Annotated in this window: 20 protein-coding genes and 1 tRNA gene; 2 read left to right on the top strand and 19 right to left on the bottom strand. The window is 59.2% G+C overall.

Going from position 1 to position 22,631, the window contains the following annotated elements:
* Positions 1 to 2 precede the first annotated feature (2 nt).
* The 3 genes from DBY20_06205 to DBY20_06195 all read right to left on the bottom strand — a co-directional run bounded on the left by DBY20_06205 (position 3) and on the right by DBY20_06195 (position 2,874).
* Positions 3 to 998 (bottom strand): hypothetical protein, encoded by a 996-nt coding sequence (locus DBY20_06205; GenBank protein ID PWL78453.1) that lies wholly within the window; start codon positions 996 to 998, stop codon positions 3 to 5.
* Positions 999 to 1,000: 2 nt separating this feature from the next.
* A complete protein-coding gene (locus DBY20_06200; GenBank protein ID PWL78452.1) occupies positions 1,001 to 2,662 on the bottom strand; it encodes a hypothetical protein in 1,662 nt (553 codons plus the stop codon).
* 126 nt (positions 2,663 to 2,788) lie between these two features.
* Positions 2,789 to 2,874 (bottom strand) — tRNA-Leu (locus DBY20_06195).
* A gap of 424 nt (positions 2,875 to 3,298) precedes the next feature.
* On the opposite strand from DBY20_06195, the gene DBY20_06190 reads away from it, so the two are divergent.
* Entirely contained in the window at positions 3,299 to 3,496 is a 198-nt protein-coding gene (locus DBY20_06190) for a hypothetical protein (protein ID PWL78451.1), read from the top strand.
* A gap of 138 nt (positions 3,497 to 3,634) precedes the next feature.
* On the opposite strand, the gene DBY20_06185 is transcribed toward DBY20_06190, so the two are convergent.
* Entirely contained in the window at positions 3,635 to 5,059 is a 1,425-nt protein-coding gene (locus tag DBY20_06185) for an aldehyde dehydrogenase (protein ID PWL78450.1), read from the bottom strand.
* A gap of 22 nt (positions 5,060 to 5,081) precedes the next feature.
* A complete protein-coding gene (locus DBY20_06180) occupies positions 5,082 to 5,879 on the bottom strand; it encodes a short-chain dehydrogenase (GenBank protein PWL78449.1) in 798 nt (265 codons plus the stop codon).
* A 118-nt stretch (positions 5,880 to 5,997) separates the two neighbouring features.
* On the opposite strand from DBY20_06180, the gene DBY20_06175 reads away from it, so the two are divergent.
* Entirely contained in the window at positions 5,998 to 6,396 is a 399-nt protein-coding gene (locus DBY20_06175; GenBank protein ID PWL78448.1) for a hypothetical protein, read from the top strand.
* A 135-nt stretch (positions 6,397 to 6,531) separates the two neighbouring features.
* Here the strand turns inward: DBY20_06175 and DBY20_06170 are convergent, their stop codons facing one another.
* The 14 genes from DBY20_06170 to DBY20_06105 form a co-directional block, all read right to left on the bottom strand.
* Entirely contained in the window at positions 6,532 to 7,077 is a 546-nt protein-coding gene (locus tag DBY20_06170; protein ID PWL78447.1) for a hypothetical protein, read from the bottom strand.
* 96 nt (positions 7,078 to 7,173) lie between these two features.
* Positions 7,174 to 7,536, bottom strand: coding sequence for an oxidoreductase (locus DBY20_06165; protein ID PWL78446.1), 363 nt, complete (start codon positions 7,534 to 7,536; stop codon positions 7,174 to 7,176).
* Positions 7,536 to 10,004: a dehydrogenase gene (locus DBY20_06160; GenBank protein PWL78445.1), complete on the bottom strand. Its 2,469-nt coding sequence runs from the start codon at positions 10,002 to 10,004 to the stop codon at positions 7,536 to 7,538. The genes DBY20_06165 and DBY20_06160 overlap by 1 nt, the downstream gene beginning before the upstream one ends.
* Before the next feature lie 264 nt (positions 10,005 to 10,268).
* Positions 10,269 to 11,804, bottom strand: a complete 1,536-nt coding sequence (locus DBY20_06155) for a hypothetical protein (protein ID PWL78444.1) — start codon at positions 11,802 to 11,804, stop codon at positions 10,269 to 10,271.
* Between the two features lie 122 nt (positions 11,805 to 11,926).
* Complete coding sequence (locus DBY20_06150; GenBank protein ID PWL78443.1) at positions 11,927 to 13,519, bottom strand: hypothetical protein; 1,593 nt, start codon at positions 13,517 to 13,519, stop codon at positions 11,927 to 11,929.
* 218 nt (positions 13,520 to 13,737) lie between these two features.
* On the bottom strand, positions 13,738 to 14,037 hold the full coding sequence (locus DBY20_06145; GenBank protein PWL78442.1) for a hypothetical protein: 300 nt from the start codon (positions 14,035 to 14,037) through the stop codon (positions 13,738 to 13,740).
* Between the two features lie 254 nt (positions 14,038 to 14,291).
* Positions 14,292 to 15,146, bottom strand: coding sequence for a hypothetical protein (locus DBY20_06140; protein ID PWL78441.1), 855 nt, complete (start codon positions 15,144 to 15,146; stop codon positions 14,292 to 14,294).
* Between the two features lie 96 nt (positions 15,147 to 15,242).
* The gene (locus DBY20_06135) at positions 15,243 to 15,836 is read right to left on the bottom strand and encodes a hypothetical protein (GenBank protein ID PWL78440.1); all 594 of its coding nucleotides are present in this window, start codon (positions 15,834 to 15,836) and stop codon (positions 15,243 to 15,245) included.
* A gap of 111 nt (positions 15,837 to 15,947) precedes the next feature.
* The gene (locus DBY20_06130; GenBank protein PWL78439.1) at positions 15,948 to 16,379 is read right to left on the bottom strand and encodes a hypothetical protein; all 432 of its coding nucleotides are present in this window, start codon (positions 16,377 to 16,379) and stop codon (positions 15,948 to 15,950) included.
* 107 nt (positions 16,380 to 16,486) lie between these two features.
* Complete coding sequence (locus DBY20_06125; protein PWL78438.1) at positions 16,487 to 17,824, bottom strand: hypothetical protein; 1,338 nt, start codon at positions 17,822 to 17,824, stop codon at positions 16,487 to 16,489.
* Between the two features lie 34 nt (positions 17,825 to 17,858).
* The gene (locus DBY20_06120; protein ID PWL78437.1) at positions 17,859 to 18,917 is read right to left on the bottom strand and encodes a hydrolase; all 1,059 of its coding nucleotides are present in this window, start codon (positions 18,915 to 18,917) and stop codon (positions 17,859 to 17,861) included.
* 52 nt (positions 18,918 to 18,969) lie between these two features.
* Positions 18,970 to 19,149 carry a hypothetical protein gene (locus DBY20_06115; protein PWL78436.1) on the bottom strand — a complete coding sequence of 60 codons (180 nt, stop codon included), beginning with the start codon at positions 19,147 to 19,149 and terminating at the stop codon, positions 18,970 to 18,972.
* Between the two features lie 136 nt (positions 19,150 to 19,285).
* Positions 19,286 to 19,624, bottom strand: a complete 339-nt coding sequence (locus tag DBY20_06110; protein PWL78435.1) for an oxidoreductase — start codon at positions 19,622 to 19,624, stop codon at positions 19,286 to 19,288.
* Between the two features lie 16 nt (positions 19,625 to 19,640).
* On the bottom strand, positions 19,641 to 22,142 hold the full coding sequence (locus DBY20_06105) for a dehydrogenase (protein PWL78434.1): 2,502 nt from the start codon (positions 22,140 to 22,142) through the stop codon (positions 19,641 to 19,643).
* Positions 22,143 to 22,631: the final 489 nt, after the last annotated feature.

The raw sequence follows: 22,631 nt of genomic DNA, 5'->3' as shown, positions 1-22,631 counted from the left end.
GCTTAGCCCTCCTGGAACTCGAGCTGGGTGGTACCGAGATCGATGATGTCACCGTCGTAGATGCGCGACTGCGTCGTGGCAATGCCGTTGACGATCATGCCGTTGGTTGACCCGGTATCACGGATGAGCCAGCCAGAATCGTTGTGCAGGACCTCGGCATGGTGACGCGAAACGCTCGGGTCACCGATGATGACGTCGCAGTTGGTATCGCGACCGACGACGGTGCGATCATCGCGCAGCTGGTACACGCGCTGAGTCTTGAGGTTGTAGAGGACGGCCTGAGGCTGCTGCGGCATGGGCTCGTTGAGGATGACGGTGCGCTGATCGGCAGGCGCAGCGTCGCTGACGGCATCATCCGCCGCATTGTCGACGACGTCGTTCGCGAATGCGTCAGGGCCAGGGGCCGGGGTACCCGAAGGCATGGGTGCGGGCGCGTCGAAAAGCGGCTCGTCAAAGTCGTTCGCAAAGGGCTCTCCTGCAAAGCCATCGTCAGCCGGGAAATCGGCCCCCTGTGGCTGCTGGTTTCTCGAGTGCGACTGGGAGCGGTCGAAGTCGAAGTTGTCGAGGTTGTCGTAATCTGGCTCGATGCCGTAACGCACCATCTCCTCGTGACGGAGCTCGGCGATGATTGCCGGGCTGACGCTCTCGGCGATGATGTCGAACTTGCCGCGGCGCAGGCCGTCGTCGACGATGAAGCGCGCAAGAGGAGGGCAGTCGAAGACGAGGCCGCGCTGAGCGCCCTGACCGGTAAGGTAGGTCTCGATCTCTCCTGCAAGCGAGGGATAGTAGCCGCTCATTGCAGCATCGTCCTCAGGCGACACGAGGATGTTGTAGAGTGTGGGCGCATACTCGTGCCCGACGCCAATCATCTTCTCGTGCTCCATCTCTTTGCAGGCACGCTTGGCGAGCTTGACGGGTTCGATGCCACCGCGACCACGACCGCCCGATCCTTCGATGACGTCTTCGGCCTTGTTCTCGAACCTCGAAAAAATGCCCATTGCTATTCTCCTTTATGACGTACCGACGACCCAAGGACGCCGACGACACACATTGCAACGCACGCAAGAACCGTAGTAATGGCCCACGTGCCGCTCGGACCGGCGGGGAAACCGGTCAAGATAGTCAATCCAATACCCTGCGCGATAAGCAGAATAAGCGCCGCGCAGATTGCACCAAGTATCGACAGTATACGTGTCTCGCGCACGCATAGCACCGACATAAGTACAGTCGCGATAATCCAACCACATATCATAATCCAGGTCGGTATGCTCGTGATGCTGCCAAACAATAATTCTGGCCCCGTGTTCTTGCCTACGGTGAGCATGAGAACGACCTGAATGACGGCGGCACCAAGCGCGCGTTTTGGCGGCAGACAGTAGCCGGCGATCATGGGCGCGAGCGGCGCAAAACCGACGAGGCCGAGGGGCGAGATGACAAGCGCGCAATTGGTGTCGGCAACGCCCTCCCTGCCGAAAAGCACGACCCAGGCGATGGCCGCCGCAATGGCAACCACGCCGAGCACCGGCATGGGCACGGGGCAGAGAAAGAGCGAAACACCATTAATGAGCATCGCAAGCAGGGCGCCGAAGGGGGGCTTGACCGCTGCGGCAACTGCCGGCAGCAGTGCGATGAGCATGGCGATGTTGGTGTCTATCATCGTGATGTTGAAAAACGCCGAGGTGCTGATCCACCAGCAAAGCGCTGCGGCGATGACGCGTCCGAGGATGACGCTCAGGTTGGGCGAGACGCGATCGAGGATGCCGCGTTTCTTGGGCGCGTAACTCTGCTCCTCGACAACTTCATCGTCTACTTGAACGATCTCACGCAGACGGCGGCTACCCTGCGCGGCGTTGCCCAGATAGGGCATGAGCGCGGTGAGGAAATCCGCGATGCTATCGTAACGATCTTCTGGGTCGGGCGAGAGCGCCGTGAACAACACGCTGTCGATGCCCGGATCGAGATCAAGGCGCACCGAAGACGGTGGGGCGACATCGAACTTCTGGATGAGCTTGGCGCTCGCATCGAGGCTATTTGCCGCAAAGGGACGCTTGCCTGTGAGAATCTCGTACACGACGGCTGCCAGGGCAAACTCGTCGGTGCGCTCGTCGAGCATGTGGCCGTTCATCTGCTCGGGCGGCATGTAGCCGATGGTGCCGCCGCTTGCCTTGCGGAAGCCTTGCGCGTCGGCGAGCTCGGACACGCCAAAGTCGCTGACCTTGCAGGCGCCGTTGCGGTTCACGAGGATGTTATCGGGCTTGATGTCGAGATGCAGGACCTGATTCTCGTGCGCGAACTCGACTGCATCGCCGACGGCGAGGATGATGGCCGCCGCGATGTCGAGGTCGAAGCTACCCGCCGGGGTATCGTGAATGATCTGTGCCAGGGAGGGGCCATCGATGGCTTCCATGATGAGGAATGCCTCATCATCGACCCTGTCGAAGTCGTACACGCTTACGATGGAGGGGCGGCTGAGCATCGCGCCCGTGCGGGCCTCGGAAAGACCGGTGACGACACCGTTTGCCTGCGCGTTTGAGATGGGCATGCGCTTGATGGCGACGCGACGCTGTATGCGCGTGTCCCAGCAGATTTCGACCCTGCCGCTGCCACCTTCGCCTTTAACTTCTATGGGTCGATAGCGATCCAGAATCAACGGACCTTGCATCTTGCCTCTCTCCTCGTTTTCTGTTCATTTTGACAGATGCAGTAGCACATTATAGGTAATCGGCGGATAAAACCGCCGAAGTCCACGAAAAAGGCCGACCACTTGGGTCGGCCTTTCATGCTTGTATGGTGCGGGCGAAAGGAGTTGAACCTTCACGGGCCGAAGCCCACTGGCACCTGAAGCCAGCGCGTCTGCCATTCCGCCACGCCCGCATGCAGCGCTTTTGCGCGGATACGTATACTAGCACAAATCCACACATTGCAATACAAAAGACAGGCGAAGAACCAGACAATCGTCGCCAAAGACCATGGGCCGCTAATCGCAATTTGCATGTCGATGCCAAGGATTGCGGGTGCTTGACCGGCAAGAGCCAAGAAATGCCCCTCCGTGACCGCTTTATACTGTCACTCGCCCGCAATCCTTGGCACTTTGCGGTCACGCACTCGCAATCTTTGGCAACGCGGTTCGAGAAATGGTCAGCGAGAGCTCTTTGATCGGCTCGCGTGGGAAGCAATCAGCAAAGTCCCATCTTAGGCGATGACGACACGACATACGAAGAGGCATATCAAAGAGGGGAAAGAAGCGACTGCTCCTTTCCCCTCGATGTAGTCTGTCCGGTTATCTCAGACGGACTAATTGTTCTGCGCAGCCTCTTCGAAGGTCGCGGCGGTCTCGGCAGCATCGACTGCGGCCTCTTCCTCGCCCATCGCGTCAAAATCCTCGACTGCGGCCGCAGCCTCGGCGGCTGCCTCCTCCTCGATGCGCTCGAGATCCTTGCGAGCGTCCTCGTCTAATGTATCGACCATTGTGACCACCATCCTTTTGTTTATCTAACCTAAATATATTCTAGGACGCAAAGAGTGCACATACAAGACTTCAGGTGGAGTTTGACTTGTCAATCAACCTCAATTAACCATTCTCTGTTAGAGCAAAGAACGTTAGCCTGGAGAGCCTCGTTCACCCTCGTGTGCCCTAGCGCGGAGGTGGGACCAGGAGCTTCAGGATGCGCATCGACATCTCGTCAAATGGCGGATTGCGCACGGGGATATCAAATAACGTCGTCTTCTTCGAGGTCGACTTGTAGTGCGTGAAGCAGTCGAATCCAACCTTGCCGTGATAGGCACCGATGCCGGAGTTCTGCAGGCCACCGAATCCCATATGACTGTTGGCCACGTGGATGATCACATCGTTTATGACGGCGCCACCACTGGGAACTCTATCGAGAATCATGCGCTGGAATCCTCTGCTCTCCGAGAAGATGTAGCAGGCAAGAGGATGCCCGAAGTGGCGGGTCACACCAATGGCGTCCTCAACATCGTCCCATGCGATGATGGGGAGCACGGGGCCGAATATCTCCTGGGCCATCACTGGGTCGTCTATCGTGACGTTCGTAAGCAGGGTCGGTTCGATCTTGAGCGTCGTGGCGTCTCTTCCACCACCAAGCGCGACGGCGCAGTCCGCGGGACGATTGTCGATGTAGGCGCACACCTCGTCGAAGTGCTTTTCGTTGATCATGTGAGGATAGTCAGGGCTTGCCAAGATGTCCGCACCGTAGAACTCATGCAGGTAATGGTCCATCCAGTGCACGAACTCATCGATCACGCTCGCATGAACGAGAGCGTAGTCAGGCGCCACGCAAGTCTGCCCGGAATTGAGGCACTTGCCCCAGGCCACGCGTTGCGCTGCACGCTTCACGTTGGCATCCGCGGCGATGAACAGCGGGCTCTTGCCACCAAGCTCCAAGGTGACGCTCGTGAGCGAATCGGCCGCGTGTTTCATGATGAGCTTGCCCACGTGCGGGCTGCCCGTGAACATGATCTTGTCGAAGGTGACCTCGAGCAGCCATTTGTTCATGTCATCGCTGCCGTGCAGGCAAAAGACGTAGCGCGAGTCGAAGACCTCCTCGCACATCTTTCGGATGAAGGCGCTCGAGTGCACGGAGGTCTTGGACGGCTTCATGACAACGCAATTGCCAGCCGCGATGGCATCCACCAGGGGCACGAGCGCCAGCTGGATGGGATAGTTCCATGGGGATAGCACCGCGGCCACGCCAAAGGGATAGGGATAGACCTTGGACGTTGCCGGAAAGTTCATCAACGGCGTGCGCACGTGCCTGGGTCGAGCCCACGCGCGTACGTGCCTGACGCAGGTGCGAATCTCGTCATAGACGAGACCGAGCTCGGTGGCGTAGGACTCGAAGGCACTCTTGCCCAGGTCGGCATGGAGCGCCTCGAGCGCCTCTTGCTCATGCTCTCGCAAGTACGCCCCCAGGCGATTGAGTTGTCGAATCCTGAAATCGACGGATAAGGTGACACCGGTGCGAAAATACGTCCCGATCTCGTCGATGACGTCCTGCACATCTGCCGCGGAATTGACGGGCGTTTCGTAGAGATTCATGACGTCTCCTTCTCCTCGCCGCCTAAATGCGGCGCACAAGCTCCCAGCCCGCCATACTGATGCAGTTGGGAACGACCTTCCCGATAATGCGCAAGGCACAGGACTGTGGGCTTGCCGTGGCAACCGCCATATGCAGACGATTTGCTCGCAGCGCGCGAGACACGACGGTCGAAGCCTTCTGGGCACCGAGCAGATGATGTACGTCACTGCCTCCGCCAGACTCGCGGGCAACTTTCTCGAAGCCTGTCTTTACCCAGGTGGGACACAGCGCAGTTGCCGTGATTCCCGTGCCGTGCAGCTCCCAACGCAGCGCACGCGTGTAGCGCAGCACGAATGCCTTGGTAGCTGCATATACGTTCATATGAGGAAGCGGGACAAAAGCCGCGGCAGATGCAACCTGCACGATATGCGCGCCGCGGCCCATATAGGGCAGTGTCGCATGCGTCATGTCGACAAGACCACGGCAGTTGAGGTCAATCATGGAATCGACGGCCTCGTCCGAGATGCTCCGCCAGTCCCCGAACTTGCCAAAGCCGGCGGCGTTTACCAGATATCGCACGTCGGGATCGAAGTCCGCCAGACGCTGCCTGATAGCCGCGATATCTGCCTTGCTCGTGAGGTCTGCCACAATGGGAACCGCCGGAGAACTGAGCGTGTCGGCGATCTCTTGCAGTGCGTCATGGTTGCGGGCGATGAGCCACAGTTCGTCTACTTGCTGGAGAAGATCTATCTGCCGGGCGAATTCCCGCCCGAGCCCCGATGAGGCACCTGTGATCATTGCCACGCGTTTGCGTGATTGCCGGGTTTCGTTCTCTGCCATGGGAACCTCCGATCACGTTCATCTTGCTGGCGTATAATGTCATTATATACGCGATTTAAGAAGGTCAGGCGCAATTCGCCTGCACACCTCACCATAGTCGCTCGTGAAAGGAGTAGCCATGTCGTTTCTTATTCGCTGGATAGTAACTGCCATTGCCGTTGCCGCAGCCGTATGGCTCATTCCCGGCATCGAAATCATCGGCGGTGACTCCGCTTGGGTCGGCATCGTCATTTTCGCGTTGTTCCTCTCGCTGATAGACATCTCCATCAAACCGATCCTGCAGATACTCTCGCTCCCCATATCGGTGCTGACATTGGGAATCTTCTATCTGATTGTCAACACGGCGCTGTTGTATCTGGCAGCTTGGCTTGCCAACGGATTATTCGGCGTCGGGTTCTGGATTTCGGGCTTTGGCAGCGCGTTTCTCGCGTCCATCGTGATCTCGATTGTGAGTGCCATCGTCAATGCAATCGTCGCGGGGGACAACAACAGAGCAAACGGGTCATACACAAACTAGCATGCACGTTTTTTTCGATAGTGAGAGGGTGCATGAGAGAGTGCGCTGACCAGGCAAATGAGACAGTTGCTCAGAGACACTGTCTCATTCGCGGCGCGCAATCTTCGGGCCCCTCACAAGAAGAGCCAGCGTGCGTTATTTCTCACTGGGTGCGTGACGGGGAGGTTCCTCGACTTCCCAGGCTTCCAGGATGACGTTGCCCCGATACTTATAGAGTCCATAGATGCCGAAGAATTCCCAATCGGCAAGGACAAACTTGCCTGCAATCGAAGTTACGAACTCGGCTGCCTGGCGATTGAAGGCACCGTTTTCGAACACGTAGAGGTTCGCGATGTTGTCACGGCTGCCCGTCGGAGCCAATATCACGCCCGTGCCCATCTGAATGGGCAGACCATCGGTCTTCATGCGCAGGTTCTGGATGACCATCTCGGCATCGAAGAACGGAAGCCAGTTGCGACGCTTGATCTTGGCGATCTCGGCCCATTCGAGCGTGTTCTTCTTCGATTCGTCGGCAAAGATGGCGCCCATGAACTCCTGGATGGTATCGGCCGCGGTGAGGGCATCGGCATATTCCGCCCGCACCGTATCTCCGATGGTCATGAAGTGATAGAGCTTGTCCAAGGCAGCCCTATCCGCCAGAGGCGCTGCATCGATCTGTGATTTGAGTTGCTGCACATCCATGGGGAACCTCGCTTGAAATGACAGAGGGGCGGTCGCGACAAAGCAAGTGGAGTAGAGAGGGGACGCGGTGGTCACGTCCCCTCCCCTGGCTGACTGCTACTTGGAGCAGGGAGGAACCCAGAGATACTGCTCGGGTTTCTCGTCGAGCTTCTTCGCGAGCTCGTCCACGGGTCCGAACTCCATGCACTTTGCCTGGCAGTGGAACACGCAGCTCGGGAGCTTGCCGTGGGCGCGGCGGTCTGCGCACAGGTCGCAAATCCTCGTGAACGACGGGATGAAGTCGTACACGTATTGGTCGGTCGGCGTGCCGTCTGCCTCGCGGATGGGCCACGGGCCGTTCTGCATGACCTTGACACCCCATTGCTCGAGCGGCAGCTCATGCTCGGACTGGCAGGCGACCTCGCAGGAATAGCAACCGGTGCAGTACTGGTAGTCGACAAGTATTCCGTTCCTAGACATTACAGGTCCTCCTCACTGCAACGATAGATCTTGCACAGCGTGCACTTCAGGTCGGCACCAAAGCCCGTGCGTCCCGGTTTGTTGGCAAGAAGCTGGTTGATGTTGGACTGGCGGAAACCGTAGAGGTTAGGCTCGGCACCGTCTTGCTCGGGGAACCACCAGCCGTGCTGGGCCGCGATCTCCTTCTCGGAAACCTCGTAGGTGACGCGGGCGCGCTGACGGCAGCGACCACGATGGTTCTCGATCCAGACCCAGTCGCCTTCCGAGATGTTGTGCTCGGCAGCGGTCTTGGGGTTGATTTGCACCCACGGGTCGGGCGTGAGCTGGCGCAGATACGGGATCTGGCGATGCTCGGAATGGAAGAACGAGGTGGTACGGGCGCCCGTGATCATGATGAGCGGATACTCCTCGTAGAGATCCGGCGTGGATACGGGACCGATACCGGGCTCCTCGATATAGGGCAGCGGATCGTAGCCGTAGGCCTGGAACAGCGTCGAGTAGAACTCGATACGGCCGGTCGGCGTGTTGAAACCAGGCTGTCCATCGGGGCGCATGAGGCCCTTCTCGTACTTCTTGTAGACGTACTTCTGGTAGACGGGTCCCTGCTCCATGAGCTCGTGGAAGGTGAAGCCGGAAGGCTTGACGATTTCGTCGTAGACCTCGTCCTCGGTCTTCCAGGGCCAAGTGTGCTGCTTGCCCTCGGGACGGTTGATCGCCTTGTTGAACTCGTCGTCGTTGTCGAAGTACTGTGCCAGGCGACGATTGATCTCGCAGTCGGAGAGCGCCTCGCCCTCGGCGGCGCAACCACCGGTGATAGCGGATAGGAAGTAGTAGTGCGCGCGGACGGAATGCTTCTCGGCCCAGGTCTGGACGGGAAGGACGATGTCGGCGCAGCTCTGGATCATCGGCGTCATGAACACGTCGCATGCGGCGATGAACTCGGGCTTCTTCATGGCCTTGTACCAGCGCTCGGTCTCGCAGCTCATGCAGGCGATGCCGTTGGAGGTCTGGATCCAGACGCCCTTCACGCCGCCTTCCTCGCACACCTCGAGGCACATGTCGGGCATGGCCTGGGTGAGGCCGTAGCGATACATCGGGTACTCTTTCCAACCGACGCGCTTCTTCTGCGTCTCCTCGTCGATGAGGTCGTAGATGCCCCACGCACCAGCGGAGGGCTGGTCGACGCCCATGGGAGCGGCGGTGTAGCACATGCCACCAGGCACATCGAGGTTGCCGGTGATGGTCCAGAGCGCGGCGATGGCGGCGGCGCAGGGCGTGCCCTGAGACTGCATGTCAACAGCAAGGCCCCAGACAACGTTGGCGGGATGCGCATTCGCGAACATGCGGGCGGCGTCGATGATCTTCTGCTTGGGAACCCACGTCATTTTCTCGACCTCGTCGAGGGAGAGCTCCTGGGCGCGAGCGGCAAGCTCGTCAAAGCCGTAGGTCCAACGATCGACAAAGTCGTGATCGTAGAGGTCCTCGTCAACGATGACCTTGATCATACCCAGAGCCAGGGCGGTGTCGGTGCCGGGACGCAGCTGCAGATGGATGTCGGCGTGAGCCGCAAGCCAGGTTACGCGAGGTTCGACGGAGATGAGCTTGCAACCGAGCTTCATGGCATCCGTCACCCAGTGACCCATGAAGAAGTCGGGGTTCGAGATGGTGGGGTTGCAGCCCCAGACGATGGTGCACTCGGGGCACACCCACTCGGGGTCGTCATAGCGAAGGGCGGAGAACTGCGCAAAGTCGGCGATGAGCATGCCACCATAGGTCATGATCATGAGCGACAGGCGCGGCAGATAGCATGCGGTGCCGGACAGGAAACCATACTCGTTGGGGCTGCCCATGGTGTTGGCCATGCGGCCGACCTGCCACTGATTGTCACGGGCGGTACCGCGCAGGCAGTGGATGGAATCGCCACCGTAGGTCATGGCGATGCGACGGAACTCCTTGTAGCACGTCTCGAGGGCCTCGTCCCAGGAGATGCGCTCCCACTTGTTCTCGCCGCGCTCTCCGGCGCGCTTCATGGGATACAGGATACGGTCGGGATGGAACTCGACCTGCTTGAAGGCCAGGCAGCGCGGGCACAGTGCGCCGCGGTTGTACGGATCGTCCGGGTCGCCCTCGCACTTGATGAAGCGACCGGTCTCCGGGTCGGAGTACACGAGCACGCCACAGCCCTCGTGGCAGCCGGGGGCCGACCATACCGAGGTACGCGTGACGAGCATACCGTCTTCCATGTACTGCCATTCGCCGGGATGCTTCCAGTCCTGCATCTCGGGACGCTCGCCAGCACCGAAGTTGAACTGGTTCTCCTCCTTGGTGGTGCCGATGTCGTCGCGATCCTTCTCGAGGACTACTTCCTCTTTGCGATCCACTGCATTGGGATCATTCTTGCCGCTGAAGTGCCATTCCGAATCCTCGTGCTGGGCAGCCTTCTTGCCGTCCATCTCGAATTCTTCCATAGCTCCTCCTCTCCATCTCTGGCATCACGCCCGCGCGCGATGCCGATTCCATCAGGGAGACGATGGGTGCCCAGGGGCGTGTCGGTTCATCCGGGCATCGGAGTATCTTCCTCGACGATGCCCACCTCCCTTATGGTGTTGGAGCCATGAAAGCATCCAGGGGGGATTCGCCATAGCCAAACGAGTATGCAATTGCCGGTTTCAGTATGTTGGTATGAGGCTCTGACCAGGGGGATGAGACAGTTGCTCAGAGACGTTGTCTCATCAGAGGTCGAGGGGAAACTCCTCGACGAAGCTCATGAGCTTTTGCTGGGAATGGATGTCGAGCTTGCGATAGATGTTGTAGATGTGACTCTTGACCGTATGGGGAGAGATCGTCAGCTCCTCCTGGATCCATGCGGCGTTACGTCCCTTGGCAAGGTACGCGAGGATGTCCGCCTCACGCGGAGAGAGCTGGTAAAGCTTCACGATAGCTTGGCAACGCTCCTCGAATAGCTCGCTCTCGTCCATCTGGACAACGACCTTGTCACCGTTCAGGGCACTCTCGTCTCGCGAGGTGCCGTCAGCGAGGTGATGCCGTCCGATGGGGAAGAACGCCATGACGACCACGACAAGCACGAACACCATGGCGAGTCGCACGATCGTGAAAGGCTCGGAATGCGCGCCCGAGACACTCGTGATCACCGCGGCAATGCCCCAGCCAAGCGCAAATCCAAACGACGAGACGAATAGGCGCATGGGTGCCTGTCTGAACAGCGGCGTGCTGCGCGTAAGCGTGCTTTTGCGCACGACAAACGCGTAGTTGGTCGTCTTGAAGGCGGCCCATGCGGCCACCACCAGGCATGCGCACCCCAATTGCAGGACCCCGTCCGAGAAGGGCATGAGAAGACAACTGAGCACGGTAATCACCAAAAGCCAGCGCTGCACGACCGTGATATCGACCTGCTTTCCGCATATGGCCATAAGCGCCACGAGTAAGGCGCCGGGAATAACGGCAAGCAAGCCCGGTAGTAGAGCTTCGGTACCGTTGTTGAACAGGAACACGAAGTTAAGCGCAAACACGATACCGAACACGAAGAACGACGGCTCGATCTCCTTGGTGAAACGCCATGTCGTATCCTCCGTCGACTCAAGCGGCGCGCGTTCGTCATTGCCGTCGGCGTTTTGGGTCGCGAAGATGAGCAAGCAGATGCTGAACAGCAAATAGGCAAACGAGAAAATCGGCTGCATGGCGTCGGGTGCGAGCGTCGCCAAGGCAAACAACAGGGAGCCGCCCACGAAGGCGAGGCCTGTGAAGCGGCCATACAAGGTAGTACGCAGGCGACTTAGCACATCGAGCCACGACACCGTGAGCAAGGCCGAGGTGGCGCCTCCCAGGAAGTTGGTGATACACACCACCAGCAAAGGCACATGAACGTTCTGGTAGATGGCAAAGGCAACGATGGGAAGCGACAGGCCACATACCAGCTCAACGCCCGTGGTGATGATCGAGAACAGGTTGAAGCGCGGCATGCGCCCGAGCAGGTGCATGAGCACGTAGCCCACAGGCATGCCAGCGAAGATGGCCAGCTGGCTCATATCGCGCGCCGCAAGGGGCACATCAGGTGGAAAATCCCGGAACAGCCAGAAAAAGGAAACGAACATCCAGGCCAAAAGGAAGGCAAACCCCATGAGGCCCAGCAACTCGACGGCGGATATCGCATCCGCTCTCTTGACGCTCTTCATTTTTTTATCCCCCGCGCGCTTGATTTGCGTGGTGCCCATTGCAATGCTTCTGCCAACAGGTGGGTAAACCCACATAGGGCAATAGCCAAGCGTAGCCCCTCTAATCAGGATTATAGCCCCATCGGATGGGCGCAGGCAAAGGGGCCGTCCAATTTGGACGACCCCTCGAAACGCAAAATCAGACGAAGACGATAACGCTATGACTGCGATGTCGGCGCATCGTCCGTATCGACTTCCTCTTCTGCCACGATGACCTCGTTGACCTGCGTGGGTACTTCGGCGACCTCAGTCCCGTCAACGGGCACGTCGATCTCGCCAGGCTGCCAATCGGGCGTTGGCGTTTTTGCCGCCTCGCGCTCGGCCTTAGACGGCCTCGTGAGCAGAGCAAACGCCGTACCGATGACGATAATGGGCAACATGACAGCCCAGGTGGTCATCTGGAAGGCCTCGGGCGGTACGGCGACGTGTCCTATTGCGGAAGCATCCATCGAAGCAAACGCGCCGATAGCATAGGACACGAAGGTCTCGAGGCACTCGCCGCCAAACTGGAAGACGGTGAGGATGGACAGGCCAACCGCAACGGCTGTCTGGCCGCCACGTCCCACGAGGAAGGGCACCATCGGACGTACGGATCCCACAAGCAGAACATTGCCCACGATGTGGAACAGCAGGTAGAAGCCGAAGAAGTAGAAGGCTCCGACCTTCCAGCCGAACACGACGGCAAGAAGCAGGCAGAAGCAGCCTGCGAAGATGATGATCCATTTCTTGGTCCACGGCAGCTTGTCCGAAATCCACCCGCCGATGGGCGCGAGAATGCCGCAGGCGTTTCCGCAGGTCATGAGGAACGCAGGCATCCATTCCATACCCACCCACATCTCGGGGAACTGGGCGGTGAGGAAGGCCTCGTCGTAGGTGGTGAACGCGAAGTTCACGAACTCGAAGAGCATCCAGGCGATGAGCAGGCCCACGAACTGGCGGTTCTTCAGGAATGGCAGCGCGCTCTTGTAGTCGAGGCGCTCGATGGAAATCTCGGACACCTCGCCCTTCTCGATGGAGGGCAGGCGATACAGCACGATGAACACGATGAGCGCGACGACGATGATGGCGGTGATGAGCCACCATACCGTCTGGAACTGGCTCGTGGCGACGGCCATGTTCGCCGGGTTCATCAAAAAGCCGGCGATGTCATCGACGCCCGCCATGGACGAGGTCAGCGCAGGCGAAACGTTGTTGATGAACAGCATGCCAACCGGCACCCACGTGGACCAGATGGCAACCGCCATGAAGCGGTGCTTGTTCGAGAACCACAGCGAAACTGCCGTGGGACCGGTAACCGAGCACATGCCCACGCCAATACCGGTGATGACGCGGAAAGTGAGGAACATCTCGTAGCTCGTGTTGAAGAACAGAGCGACGCCGGCCATACCGAGCGCCGTGATGATCCCGGAGATGATGAGCGTCGGCTTGGGGCCGATGCGACGAATAATCCAGCCCGTGGGAATGGCAACGATAATCGCCGTCCAGGCAATGGCGTTCATGAGGAAGCCGAAGGCCGCACCCGGATCGAGGGTCATCTGTCCGGGGATGACCCAGCTCGCTACCATCCAGGGAATGAGGCGGCTCGCGACGCCCGGCAGGGCGAACCACGCCATGGGGATGGCGATGGAAATGAGCCAGGTGGCGAAGAGGGCCACCCACGCATAACGCGGAGTGGGAAGTTCGGAGGACATGAACTCGGTCTGGTCTTTTACGACCTCACTCACGTCAAGCTTCGAGGTTGACTCTGACATAGTCTCCTCCTAATTCGATGGCTGTGGCACCATCGGCGCAAAATGCGCGCGCCCTTCCCCCTCTCTGTACCGGGCGCCAATGAGCGTGGGCCACGGGACGTGGGCGCATCTCCTTTTCTGCGTCCTCTGCAAATCTAGGAAAGTTTCGTGACGGCCCTTAGGCTCATATGACTGAAAACGCCCCTCAGCCTATTGGTATGAGAGGTCGAAGGTGCAGGTCAGAGACGTTGTTTGGGATTTGTCATGTTGTTATTGTCCTGGAGGTCAGACAAGCGCATAACAGCATATTCGAAAGTGCACGTATCACGAATATGCCGCAGTTCTCTCACACCGCGGCTAATGGAATCCTCTTCCAAAGCGATGCCTCTCGATTCCAGAATGCGTTCGACAGCAACATCAGGGTCGAGACCGTGGTAGATGGGATAGAGCCCAGCGAGCTCGCGTCCTCCCACTATCTTGTAGATGCTTTTGCTTGAAACATCACGAGTAAGAGACCAGAACCGAAGCAAGTAACCCATCCAATACAGCTCCTCTTCCGTGTACCGGATGCTCCCATAGTTGCTTGGACCATAGTCCTCTTCGAGATCACGAAAGACTTCGTCATGAGAAGGAGGAGACCCCCACGGAAGAGTTCGATCGAGATGATCACATACTGCAGAATTCATGAATCGACGTATGAAGACAGCGGAACTACATGTGCAACTCTCAAGAGATTTCACGAAAAGTTGTCCTTGGTAGCGACAGGCAGTAGTGAGCATTTCATTCGGCGCGTTCACGAGAACACCTCGTCGATGTAAAGTCCCTGCCCACGATACTGGCGACGAGCGGCTTTGGCTTTGGCTATGCCATTTGAAGATGATTCCTCTCTTCGCGCCATGTATTGCCGTTTTTCGGAAGGACATAGAAAGCACTTCTCCATTACGAGGACGTGTTCGAGTGCCTGTTTGCTTCGAAGCACATATTGATTTCCCAAATCGGTTGCCGAAAGACAGTGACGACACTGTTCATCGGTTATCTCACCCGCGATGAAGCTATCGATTACCTCGTACATGCGATTATCGGCAATGGGAGCTACGATGATGTCGGCGTTATCCACCCGTTTCATCAATTCAATCAAGCGCGGATGGCCGGCATATTCTGAAAGCCGTCCCCGGAACAGCGCAATGGTGAGCATCCAATCTTGATCGACGACAAAACGTTTCTCCGTCATATCTGATGAGTCGAGGTAAATCATATAGAGGCATGCTCTATCAAAGTCAGAGACAAACATGGCAGCCTGATCCAACGTCTCGCCACAATAGAACCCCTGGCCAAAATCGGTATTACGACGAGACGCATCAAGACGAAGATTGCCTTCTATGCCAGATTTAGAACCATGAAACAGGAGCGTTTGGGGTGTGCGCACGTCTTCCCGATAGAGCTGAGCCTTGATCTGATTCAACCGAACGCCCCGACTGAAAGCATATTCATAAAACGAGCTCAAGGCAGACTCTGACGGCACAACCCGACCCACGTTCCAACGATGCAAGGTCATGCGACTGACACCTATGCCCTCTGATAATTCCTCAAGACTGCACCCAAGAAGATAACGGGTTAGTTCGATATCCTCTTTGATGCGGTAATTCATGCAATGTCCAAACTTCTATGTAACATATGTTACATAGAAGTTTACCAGCCAAACACAGGAACAGCAATGTCTTAAAAGAGTCATATGCTTGAATCGTCAGCGCATCTCATCGAGATGCGTCGCGAGGAAGCGGGCCTGCTCCAACGTGTGCGCGTAGGCAAAGCCCTTGCGGTTTTGAGGGGTGGAGATAAACGGGACGTCTTGCTGCGAACCATCGCTCAAGACGAGCCTGACCACGAGGCTCGAGCAGTGACCCTGGGGCTTGGATGCGATGGGCGCGTCGTCATCAAGGACCTCGAGTGAGGCAATGTCGTCATAGGCGATGACCTGGCCCGCCTCGTAGACCTCCATGCCCGTGACATCGCGTATGGGACAGATAAGAAGCTCGCGCGTGCGGTCGTTGTAGCGCGCGAAGGTACCCACAGCGCCGGTGGCGACGAAAGCATCGTCGACAGCGTCATCGCCAGGCAGCTCGAGAGGCGGCTCCTCACCTGCAACGATGGCCTTGAGCGTGGCGAGCTCGAACGCGCGGGCGGGCGGTGCGAACGTGCGTCTGGTGCTCTCCTTCACGTACCGGCGCACGGTGCGGTCGCATGCGGCGCACAGGAACCGGCCTTCGCCCAGCGGAGCGCAGTTGATTCCGAGGCTCTCGCGTCCGCAGACGGCACATTCCTTCGTGAAGAGTCCCATGGCGCTACCTCCGATCCCTCGTCTGTCGTCTCGGTACCCACAATAGGAATGCCCGCAGAGGAAGGGTACGGATCCTCTGCGGGCGATGGGGTCGATGTTGATCTTTGCGGACTAGCGCACGCAGATGATCTTCTTCACACCTGACTGGCTACCATCGAAGATGAGCTTCGAGCCGCCGGCGATCTCGAGACGGACATCCTGTCCATCAGAGGTCTTGGCAGTACCAGCCGTCGCAGACTGGGCCTCCCACGTTCCGGTGAGGATGGACGCGCCGTTGTCCTGCACGTCAAACGTGCCATCGGCATTCATGATGATCTTGTACTGCTCGGTGGGAACCTCGCCCTGACCGGGAACGATCTCGGACTTGGAAACCCACTCGCCCGCATAGTAGCGAGCATCGCCCTCGGCCTTGGTCGGGTCGGACTTCGAGGCGGACGCGCTACCCGAGCTGCTGGCGGAGTTATCCGAGGAGCAACCCACGATACCGGCAAAGCACAGGCAACCAACGCACGCTGCCAGGAGGATGGTGACGAGCTTCTTCATAGAATTCTTCATGATGGTGGATCCTCTCTACATTCGTATCCGTACGTACCCTTTATTTGTAAGGGCGCCATCGTTTTAGACGACGCCCTCGCAACCAAGCTCAGAGCCTATTTGCCTTCGGGGGCACCTTGCGGCTTGCCGGCGCCCTCGCCAGCCTTCGGCTTGCTCGGCTTCATGCCGAGGCTGAACAGGATGCCGATGACGCCGACGGGCACGAGCGCCCAGAACGCCAGCATCGGATCGGTCATGCCAAACGCCATGGAATCGACGAAGTTGTGCATGACGTAGCTCGTCGGGATTTGGCCGATGTACTGGCCGATGGTCAGGAACGAGAGTCCCAGACCGACGGCCGTCGCGCCGCCCTTGAAGACGTAGCTGGGAACCATGGGTCGGCAGCAGCCGTTCAGGAACATGTTGCCGATGCAGAAGAACAGCACGTAGGCGATGAACATCGGGACGCTGTTATGGAACGCGAGCGCGCAGCAGATGGTCAGCGACGTGATACCCGCGATGACGCAGATGTACTTCAGATGCTTGGGAGTCTTGTCCAGGATGAAGCCACCGAGCGGGGCCAATGCACCGCATGCGCAGATGAGGCCGCCGAGGATACCGGCCATGCCGACGTCCCAACCCATGCCACCGGCATTGGTGGAAAGCTGCAGCCAGGTCTTGAGGTACTGGCTGAAGGCGTAGTTCATGTAGTTGAAGATCGCGAACATGATGATGAGGCACCATAGCTGGCGGCTCTTGAACAGGGGCAGGACCTCGCGGAAGCTCTTGCGCTCGGGGCTGACCTCGGACACCTCGTCACCCTTCGGCTCGCGGAACACGAAGAAGAACAACACGAGGATGACGACCATAACGATGGCCCAAATCCACAGGAACATCGTCATGTCACCGCCAACGGCGCCGAGCACGCTCGAGCTGATGGCGTTGATGGTGAAGATGCCGATGGGGGCCCAGGTGGACCAGATTGCCATGGCGCGGCCACGGGTGCCGTGCGGGAACCAGACCGACACGCAGGTCGGGCCGGCGACGACGGTGGTCGACAGACCCAGGCCGAGGATGAAGCGGCCGGCGAGGAACACCGTGAAGTCGGTGGCGGCGAAAACCGAGCAGATGACCTGGCCGATGATTGCCAGGATCATGCCTGTGCACGTTGCCATCTTGGGGCCCCACTTGCGCACCAGGATGGACGTCGGAAACGCCATGATGAGGGCGCCGATGGGCACGAGGCCCATGACGTTGGCCATCATGGGAGCCTGGAAGGTCGGGTTGATGCCCGCCTCCCAGCCGGAGAACACCGGGAAGGTCACGCCGGGCAGCCATTGCCAGGCGAACACGATGCTCACGGCGCACAGCAGGGACACGATGAGGCACGGCCAGGCATAGCCAGGGGTCTTCATCGGGGCATCTGCTGCGGCGACTGCGTTGGGATTGCTCATTTTCTTTCCCTCCTTGGGATCGATGCGCTATCGCTTACAGGTTGAACAGGCGCGCGGCGTTGCCACCGAGGATGAGCTTGCGATCCTCTTCGTCGATGTCCAGCGCGTTGATAGCACCCACGGAGCGGGCCATCCACTCGTAGAACACGGGGAACGAAGAGCCGAGCAGGATGTGGTCGGCACCGCAGACCTGCACTGCGCACTCCAGCTCCTCCTTCGACCAGCTCATGGGATGGGTCGAGTCGAAGTAGATGTTGTTCTTGAGGTAGCGGAAGTAATCCTCGCGGCTGATGTTGGTGGCCAGGCGGTTCATGGCCTCCTTCTTCTTCACCGAGACGTGCGGGGCGAGCAGGTTCTGCAGGGCAAACCAGTTGCCACCGAACATGGTGTGAACGAACTTGAGGTCGGGGAACTCGTCGAACATGCCGGAGTAGAGCTCGCGACCGACGGCGACGGCCTGGACGGTGATGCGGCCGAGCTCGCGGCGCAGCGGCGTGTAGTCCTGGAACATCTGGAAGACGTTCTGGCCGGGCGTGTGATGGATGACGGCCGGAATCTTGTGGTCGTTGATGTACTTCATGTATGGCTTGAACAGGTCGTCGTCGAGGAACTTGTTGCCATAGGCGCAGGCAAGCTGGACGCCCACCATGCCCAAGTCGTTCATGCAGCGCTTGAGCTCGTCGACGTCCTCGGGACGACCCCAGGGCGGTACGACGGCGTTGGCGACAAGGCGTCCCTCGGACTTCTTGCACATGTCGGCTGCCTGGTCGTTCACGATCTTGCAGATCTCGAGCGGCAACCACTCCTGCCACACGGGCATGCGCAGCATGGCAATGTCGACGCCGACCTCGTCCATGGCCTGGATCTTGGCCTCGAGAGTGTAGTCGCCCTCGACGTAGTTCAGGATCTCCTGGCCGTCCTCGGTGGCCACGACGACCTGGTCATGCTTGCCATCGGGGGTCTTGGTCACGTAGGTCTTGATGCCGAAGGTGATGGGTGCCGAATACAGGAACCCGTTCAGGACCTTCTCGTTGGTGAACAAGTTCGTCGGCAGAAAGTGCATGTTGTCGTCGATTACCTTGAAATCTTCCATTCTTTCTCCTCCTTTTCGATACGCGTACGCGACGATGCGCGTCCGCCTTGCCTTACTTCTGGTAGATGTCGTTGACGATGTGCTTCTTCATCTTCTCCATGTTCTCGGAGCAGCGTACGCGCCAGTCAATGCGGCCCTGCTCACGCTCGGCAGCCGTCACCGTGTGGCTGAACTCGCGAGGAGCCCTCACGTCAACGTGATCGAGACGTTCTACGATGTCTTCCATGCTCATGGGTCTTACCTTCCTTTCGTTTTTCCCCTTGCCCGCCAGGAAATCAGGCTGGCGGGCTTGGGGTTTGCTATGGAAAGCCGGTTCGCAGCTTGGAGGGATTGGGGGTGTGCTTCCGGCTTATTCCCGTATGTGATGCCTACTTGATGGCGACGATCATCTGCTTGGGCGAATCGATCTTGGCGGCCAGCTCCTCCACCGTGCCCCAGTCAAGGCACTGCGCCTGGCAATGCTGTACGCAGCTCGGTTTCTTGCCCTTTGCCGTGCGGCTCTCGCACAGATCGCACCACTCGGTGAACTGGGGGATGAAGTCGAAGTCGTAATGCTTCTTCGACGCGTCGATCGCCAGGGGGCCGAGCTGGGTGATGGTGATGCCAAACTCCTTCTCGGAGTACCCCTTCTCCTGCTGGCAGGCGAGCACGCATGCCTCGCAGCCGGTGCAGTAGTTGTAGTCGACGAAAATTCCTTCGTGTGCCATGGTCGCTTTCCTCTCCTTACGCGATGGGACGGTCGTCGGTGTCGATGTCCACGCTGTCGGCCGTGGGGTCATCCTTCGCGCCGGGATCGGGAATACCGACCGTCAGCGGGGCCGGGGTCTCCCCGTCCTTGTAGATGCGGCACATCATGGACTTGTAGTTGGACCCGAAGCCGGACACACCCGCATCAAAGGGAACAAGATTGTTAATCTGGCTCTCAAAGACGCCGAACAGGCCAGCCTTCTCGTCCTCGACGTTCTCCTCGGCCTGGTCCTTGCGCTCGGGGAACCACCAGCCGTGGTCGCACTGCATGACGCGCGGGTCGTAGTTCTCGTCGAACTTCGCCTTGTACTTGCACTTGCCGTGCTGGTTCTCGAGCCACATCCAGTCGCCTTCCTCGATGCCGTGCTTGGCAGCGGTCTCCGGGTGGATGTAGCAGAGCGGGTCGGGATGCAGCGCGCGCAGCTTCTTGACCTGGCGCTGCTCGGAGTGGAAGAAGTGGGGCACGCGGGCGCCGGAGGTGACGATGTAGGGCAGCTCCTTGAGCGCATCCGGGTTGGAGTACGGGCTCTCGACGGGCTCGACGTAGCTCGGCAGCGGGTCGAGGCCGGACCAGGACGTGTGGTGGAAGACCATGGAGTAGATCTCGGCGCGGCCCGTCTCGGTGGAGAAACCAGGCTGGCCGTCCGGGCGCAGAAGACCCTTCTCGTACTTGCGGTACTCGAACTCGGGGTACTTCCAGGTGGCCTCGCGCAGCTCCTCCCAGGTGAAGCCGCCGTCCTCGAGCGCGTAATCCCACATCTCCTCGACGCTGTCCCAAGGCCAGGCAATGTCTTCGTTCTGCGGACGAAGAGCCTTTACGAGGCGCTTGCCGAGCTCGAGGAAGATGGTGTTGTCGGCCTTGGTCTCGCCAACCGGCTCGATGGCCTTGTTGATGCAGCTGATGCGGTACGGGTTCAGACCGCCGAAGCCGTTGCGCTCCTCGTAGGTGGCAGCAGGCAGGACCACGTCTGCCAGGGCCATCATCGTCGGGGTCATGAACAGGTCCTGGAACACGCAGAAGTCGATCTGCTTGTACCACTCGAGCTGCCGCTCGGCCTGCGCGCCCATGGTGGCGAGGAAGTTATTGGTGGCGAAGTACGCCGCGTGGATGGGCACCTCGCCGCGTTGCCAGGCCTCGATCGTCGCATTGGACGAGAGGTTCTTGAAGCCGACGGCGAACATCGGGTAACGCTCGACACCGATGCGCTTGGCAGCTTCCTCCTCGGTCAGAAGCTCGTCATAGCCCCAGGTGCCCGTCCAGTTGGGCTGCTCGATGCCCCAGCATGCCTGGCCGATGACGTTGCCACCGGGGATGTCCAGATTGCCGGTGATGCACCACAGCGCCGTCACGGCGTGCGCGGCCTGCTGGCCACCGGTCTGCTGGTCGAGGGCGACGCCCCACTGGATGGCGGCAGGCTTGGCGGCGGCGTAGCGGCGCGCGACACGCTGCACGTCCTCCTTGGAGACCCAGGCCCTCTCGCACAGCTCGTCGAGGTCCATCTCGGCGACGCGCTCGCACACGGCCTCGAGGCCGTAGACCCACTTGTCGCAGAAGTCCTGGTCGTAGAGCTTCTCGTCGCAGATGACCTTGAGCATGGCCATGGCCAGCGCACCGTCGCCACCGGGACGCACGCGCAGCCAGTCCTCGCCGGCCTTCGCGGCGATCCAGGTGAGCTTGGGATCGACGACCGCGACCTTCATGCCGCGCTTCATCAGGTCGGTGATCCAGTGGCCGTAGAAGCCGTCGGCGTTTGCGTAGAAGGGCTGATGGCCCCAGATGATGCAGTACTCGGGCACCACGTAGCGCGGGTCGTCGTAGCGCTTGGGTAGGAACTGCGAGCAGTCCATGACGCAGGGATCGCCCAGCATGCAAGCCATGGATGCGATGCGCGGCAGGTAGCAGGAGTTACCAGCAAAATAGGGCACGCCCTCGTTGGGCGAGCCGCAGGTTGCGTTTACGCGGGTGATTTGATGGATGTCACGGCCGGTGCCCTGGCAGCAGGCGATCTTGTCAGCACCATATTCGTCGGCAACCTTCTTGAAGTTCTCGACGATGATGTCGTAGGCCTCGTCCCAGGTGATGCGCTCGAACTTGTCCTTGCCACGATCCTCGCGCTTGCGCTTCATCGGGTAGAGCAGCCTGTCCTCGTGATAGACGTAGTCCGGGATGCACAGGCAGCGGCTGCATAGGCGGCCCTGGTTGTACGGGTCTTCCGGATCGCCCTCGACCTTGACGAGCTTGCCATCCTTGATGTAGCTCAGGATGCCGCAGACGTTGTGGCAACCAGGTGCCGAACGTGCGGTACCGCGGATGACGGTCATGCCATCCTCTTCCCATTTCCATGGGACTTTTGGAGTCTCTGCTGCAGGCGTCGGCTCGATGCCGACATCAACTTTCTTGAATTGCCTGCTGCCACGGCGATACTTCTTGCCGTTGGTCTCGCTCCAGTGATACTCGACCACATCTGCTTCAGACATGATTCCTCCTTCTCTTCTCTCGCTCGATCCATGTCCAAACTGCGATCCTCGAGGCTTCCTCTCTAGGCCCGCCGTGCAGACGCCAGGGCTTGCATCCTGCGCTGCGGCGATTTCGCATCGACGAAACGGACTCGAGTGCCTGACAAGTTAGGTCACGTGCGCGAGGGGCCTTCGCGTCATGAGCGTTAGTAGCTGAGAATCAGCTAACTGACGTGACGGGATGACGGGCACTCAGTACGTTGGTATGAGGCTCTGAGCGGGAGTGTCGAATGTTTGCGGACATCTCGAACAGACTCGTGATAAGCGTGATGCGATCTTGCGAGGACTGTCTGAGCGCACGATCTTTGTGCGCGAGTTTCCCTAAAGGGACTAGCTTTGCGTCGCCGCAGCGGCATCACGCTTTTCGCGAGTCGGGTGTGAGAGCAAGTCCGCAAACATTCGACACCCCCTATTTCGAGAAGGCAAGCGAGCGGTCTGGAAGACCCCCCG

Source organism: Coriobacteriia bacterium (genome assembly GCA_003149935.1).
Classification (GTDB): Bacteria; Actinomycetota; Coriobacteriia; order Coriobacteriales; family QAMH01; genus QAMH01.
The sequence above is the reverse complement of the archived record's forward strand: the minus strand, read 5'-3'. Positions and strand labels throughout refer to the sequence as shown.

Excerpts from the sequence above, each read along its gene's own strand:
- DBY20_06160 (PWL78445.1), bottom strand. The coding sequence starts at position 10,004 with ATGGAAGAATTCGAGATGGACGGCAAGAAGGCTGCCCAGCACGAGGAT.
- DBY20_06130 (PWL78439.1), bottom strand. The coding sequence starts at position 16,379 with ATGAAGAAGCTCGTCACCATCCTCCTGGCAGCGTGCGTTGGTTGCCTG.
- DBY20_06125 (PWL78438.1), bottom strand. The coding sequence starts at position 17,824 with ATGAGCAATCCCAACGCAGTCGCCGCAGCAGATGCCCCGATGAAGACC.
- DBY20_06205 (PWL78453.1), bottom strand. The coding sequence starts at position 998 with ATGGGCATTTTTTCGAGGTTCGAGAACAAGGCCGAAGACGTCATCGAA.
- DBY20_06120 (PWL78437.1), bottom strand. The coding sequence starts at position 18,917 with ATGGAAGATTTCAAGGTAATCGACGACAACATGCACTTTCTGCCGACG.
- DBY20_06200 (PWL78452.1), bottom strand. The coding sequence starts at position 2,662 with ATGCAAGGTCCGTTGATTCTGGATCGCTATCGACCCATAGAAGTTAAA.
- DBY20_06150 (PWL78443.1), bottom strand. The coding sequence starts at position 13,519 with ATGTCAGAGTCAACCTCGAAGCTTGACGTGAGTGAGGTCGTAAAAGAC.
- DBY20_06165 (PWL78446.1), bottom strand. The coding sequence starts at position 7,536 with ATGTCTAGGAACGGAATACTTGTCGACTACCAGTACTGCACCGGTTGC.
- DBY20_06135 (PWL78440.1), bottom strand. The coding sequence starts at position 15,836 with ATGGGACTCTTCACGAAGGAATGTGCCGTCTGCGGACGCGAGAGCCTC.
- DBY20_06115 (PWL78436.1), bottom strand. The coding sequence starts at position 19,149 with ATGAGCATGGAAGACATCGTAGAACGTCTCGATCACGTTGACGTGAGG.
- DBY20_06185 (PWL78450.1), bottom strand. The coding sequence starts at position 5,059 with ATGAATCTCTACGAAACGCCCGTCAATTCCGCGGCAGATGTGCAGGAC.
- DBY20_06170 (PWL78447.1), bottom strand. The coding sequence starts at position 7,077 with ATGGATGTGCAGCAACTCAAATCACAGATCGATGCAGCGCCTCTGGCG.
- DBY20_06155 (PWL78444.1), bottom strand. The coding sequence starts at position 11,804 with ATGTGGGTTTACCCACCTGTTGGCAGAAGCATTGCAATGGGCACCACG.
- DBY20_06180 (PWL78449.1), bottom strand. The coding sequence starts at position 5,879 with ATGGCAGAGAACGAAACCCGGCAATCACGCAAACGCGTGGCAATGATC.
- DBY20_06145 (PWL78442.1), bottom strand. The coding sequence starts at position 14,037 with ATGGGTTACTTGCTTCGGTTCTGGTCTCTTACTCGTGATGTTTCAAGC.
- DBY20_06105 (PWL78434.1), bottom strand. The coding sequence starts at position 22,142 with ATGTCTGAAGCAGATGTGGTCGAGTATCACTGGAGCGAGACCAACGGC.
- DBY20_06110 (PWL78435.1), bottom strand. The coding sequence starts at position 19,624 with ATGGCACACGAAGGAATTTTCGTCGACTACAACTACTGCACCGGCTGC.
- DBY20_06140 (PWL78441.1), bottom strand. The coding sequence starts at position 15,146 with ATGAATTACCGCATCAAAGAGGATATCGAACTAACCCGTTATCTTCTT.
- DBY20_06175 (PWL78448.1), top strand. The coding sequence starts at position 5,998 with ATGTCGTTTCTTATTCGCTGGATAGTAACTGCCATTGCCGTTGCCGCA.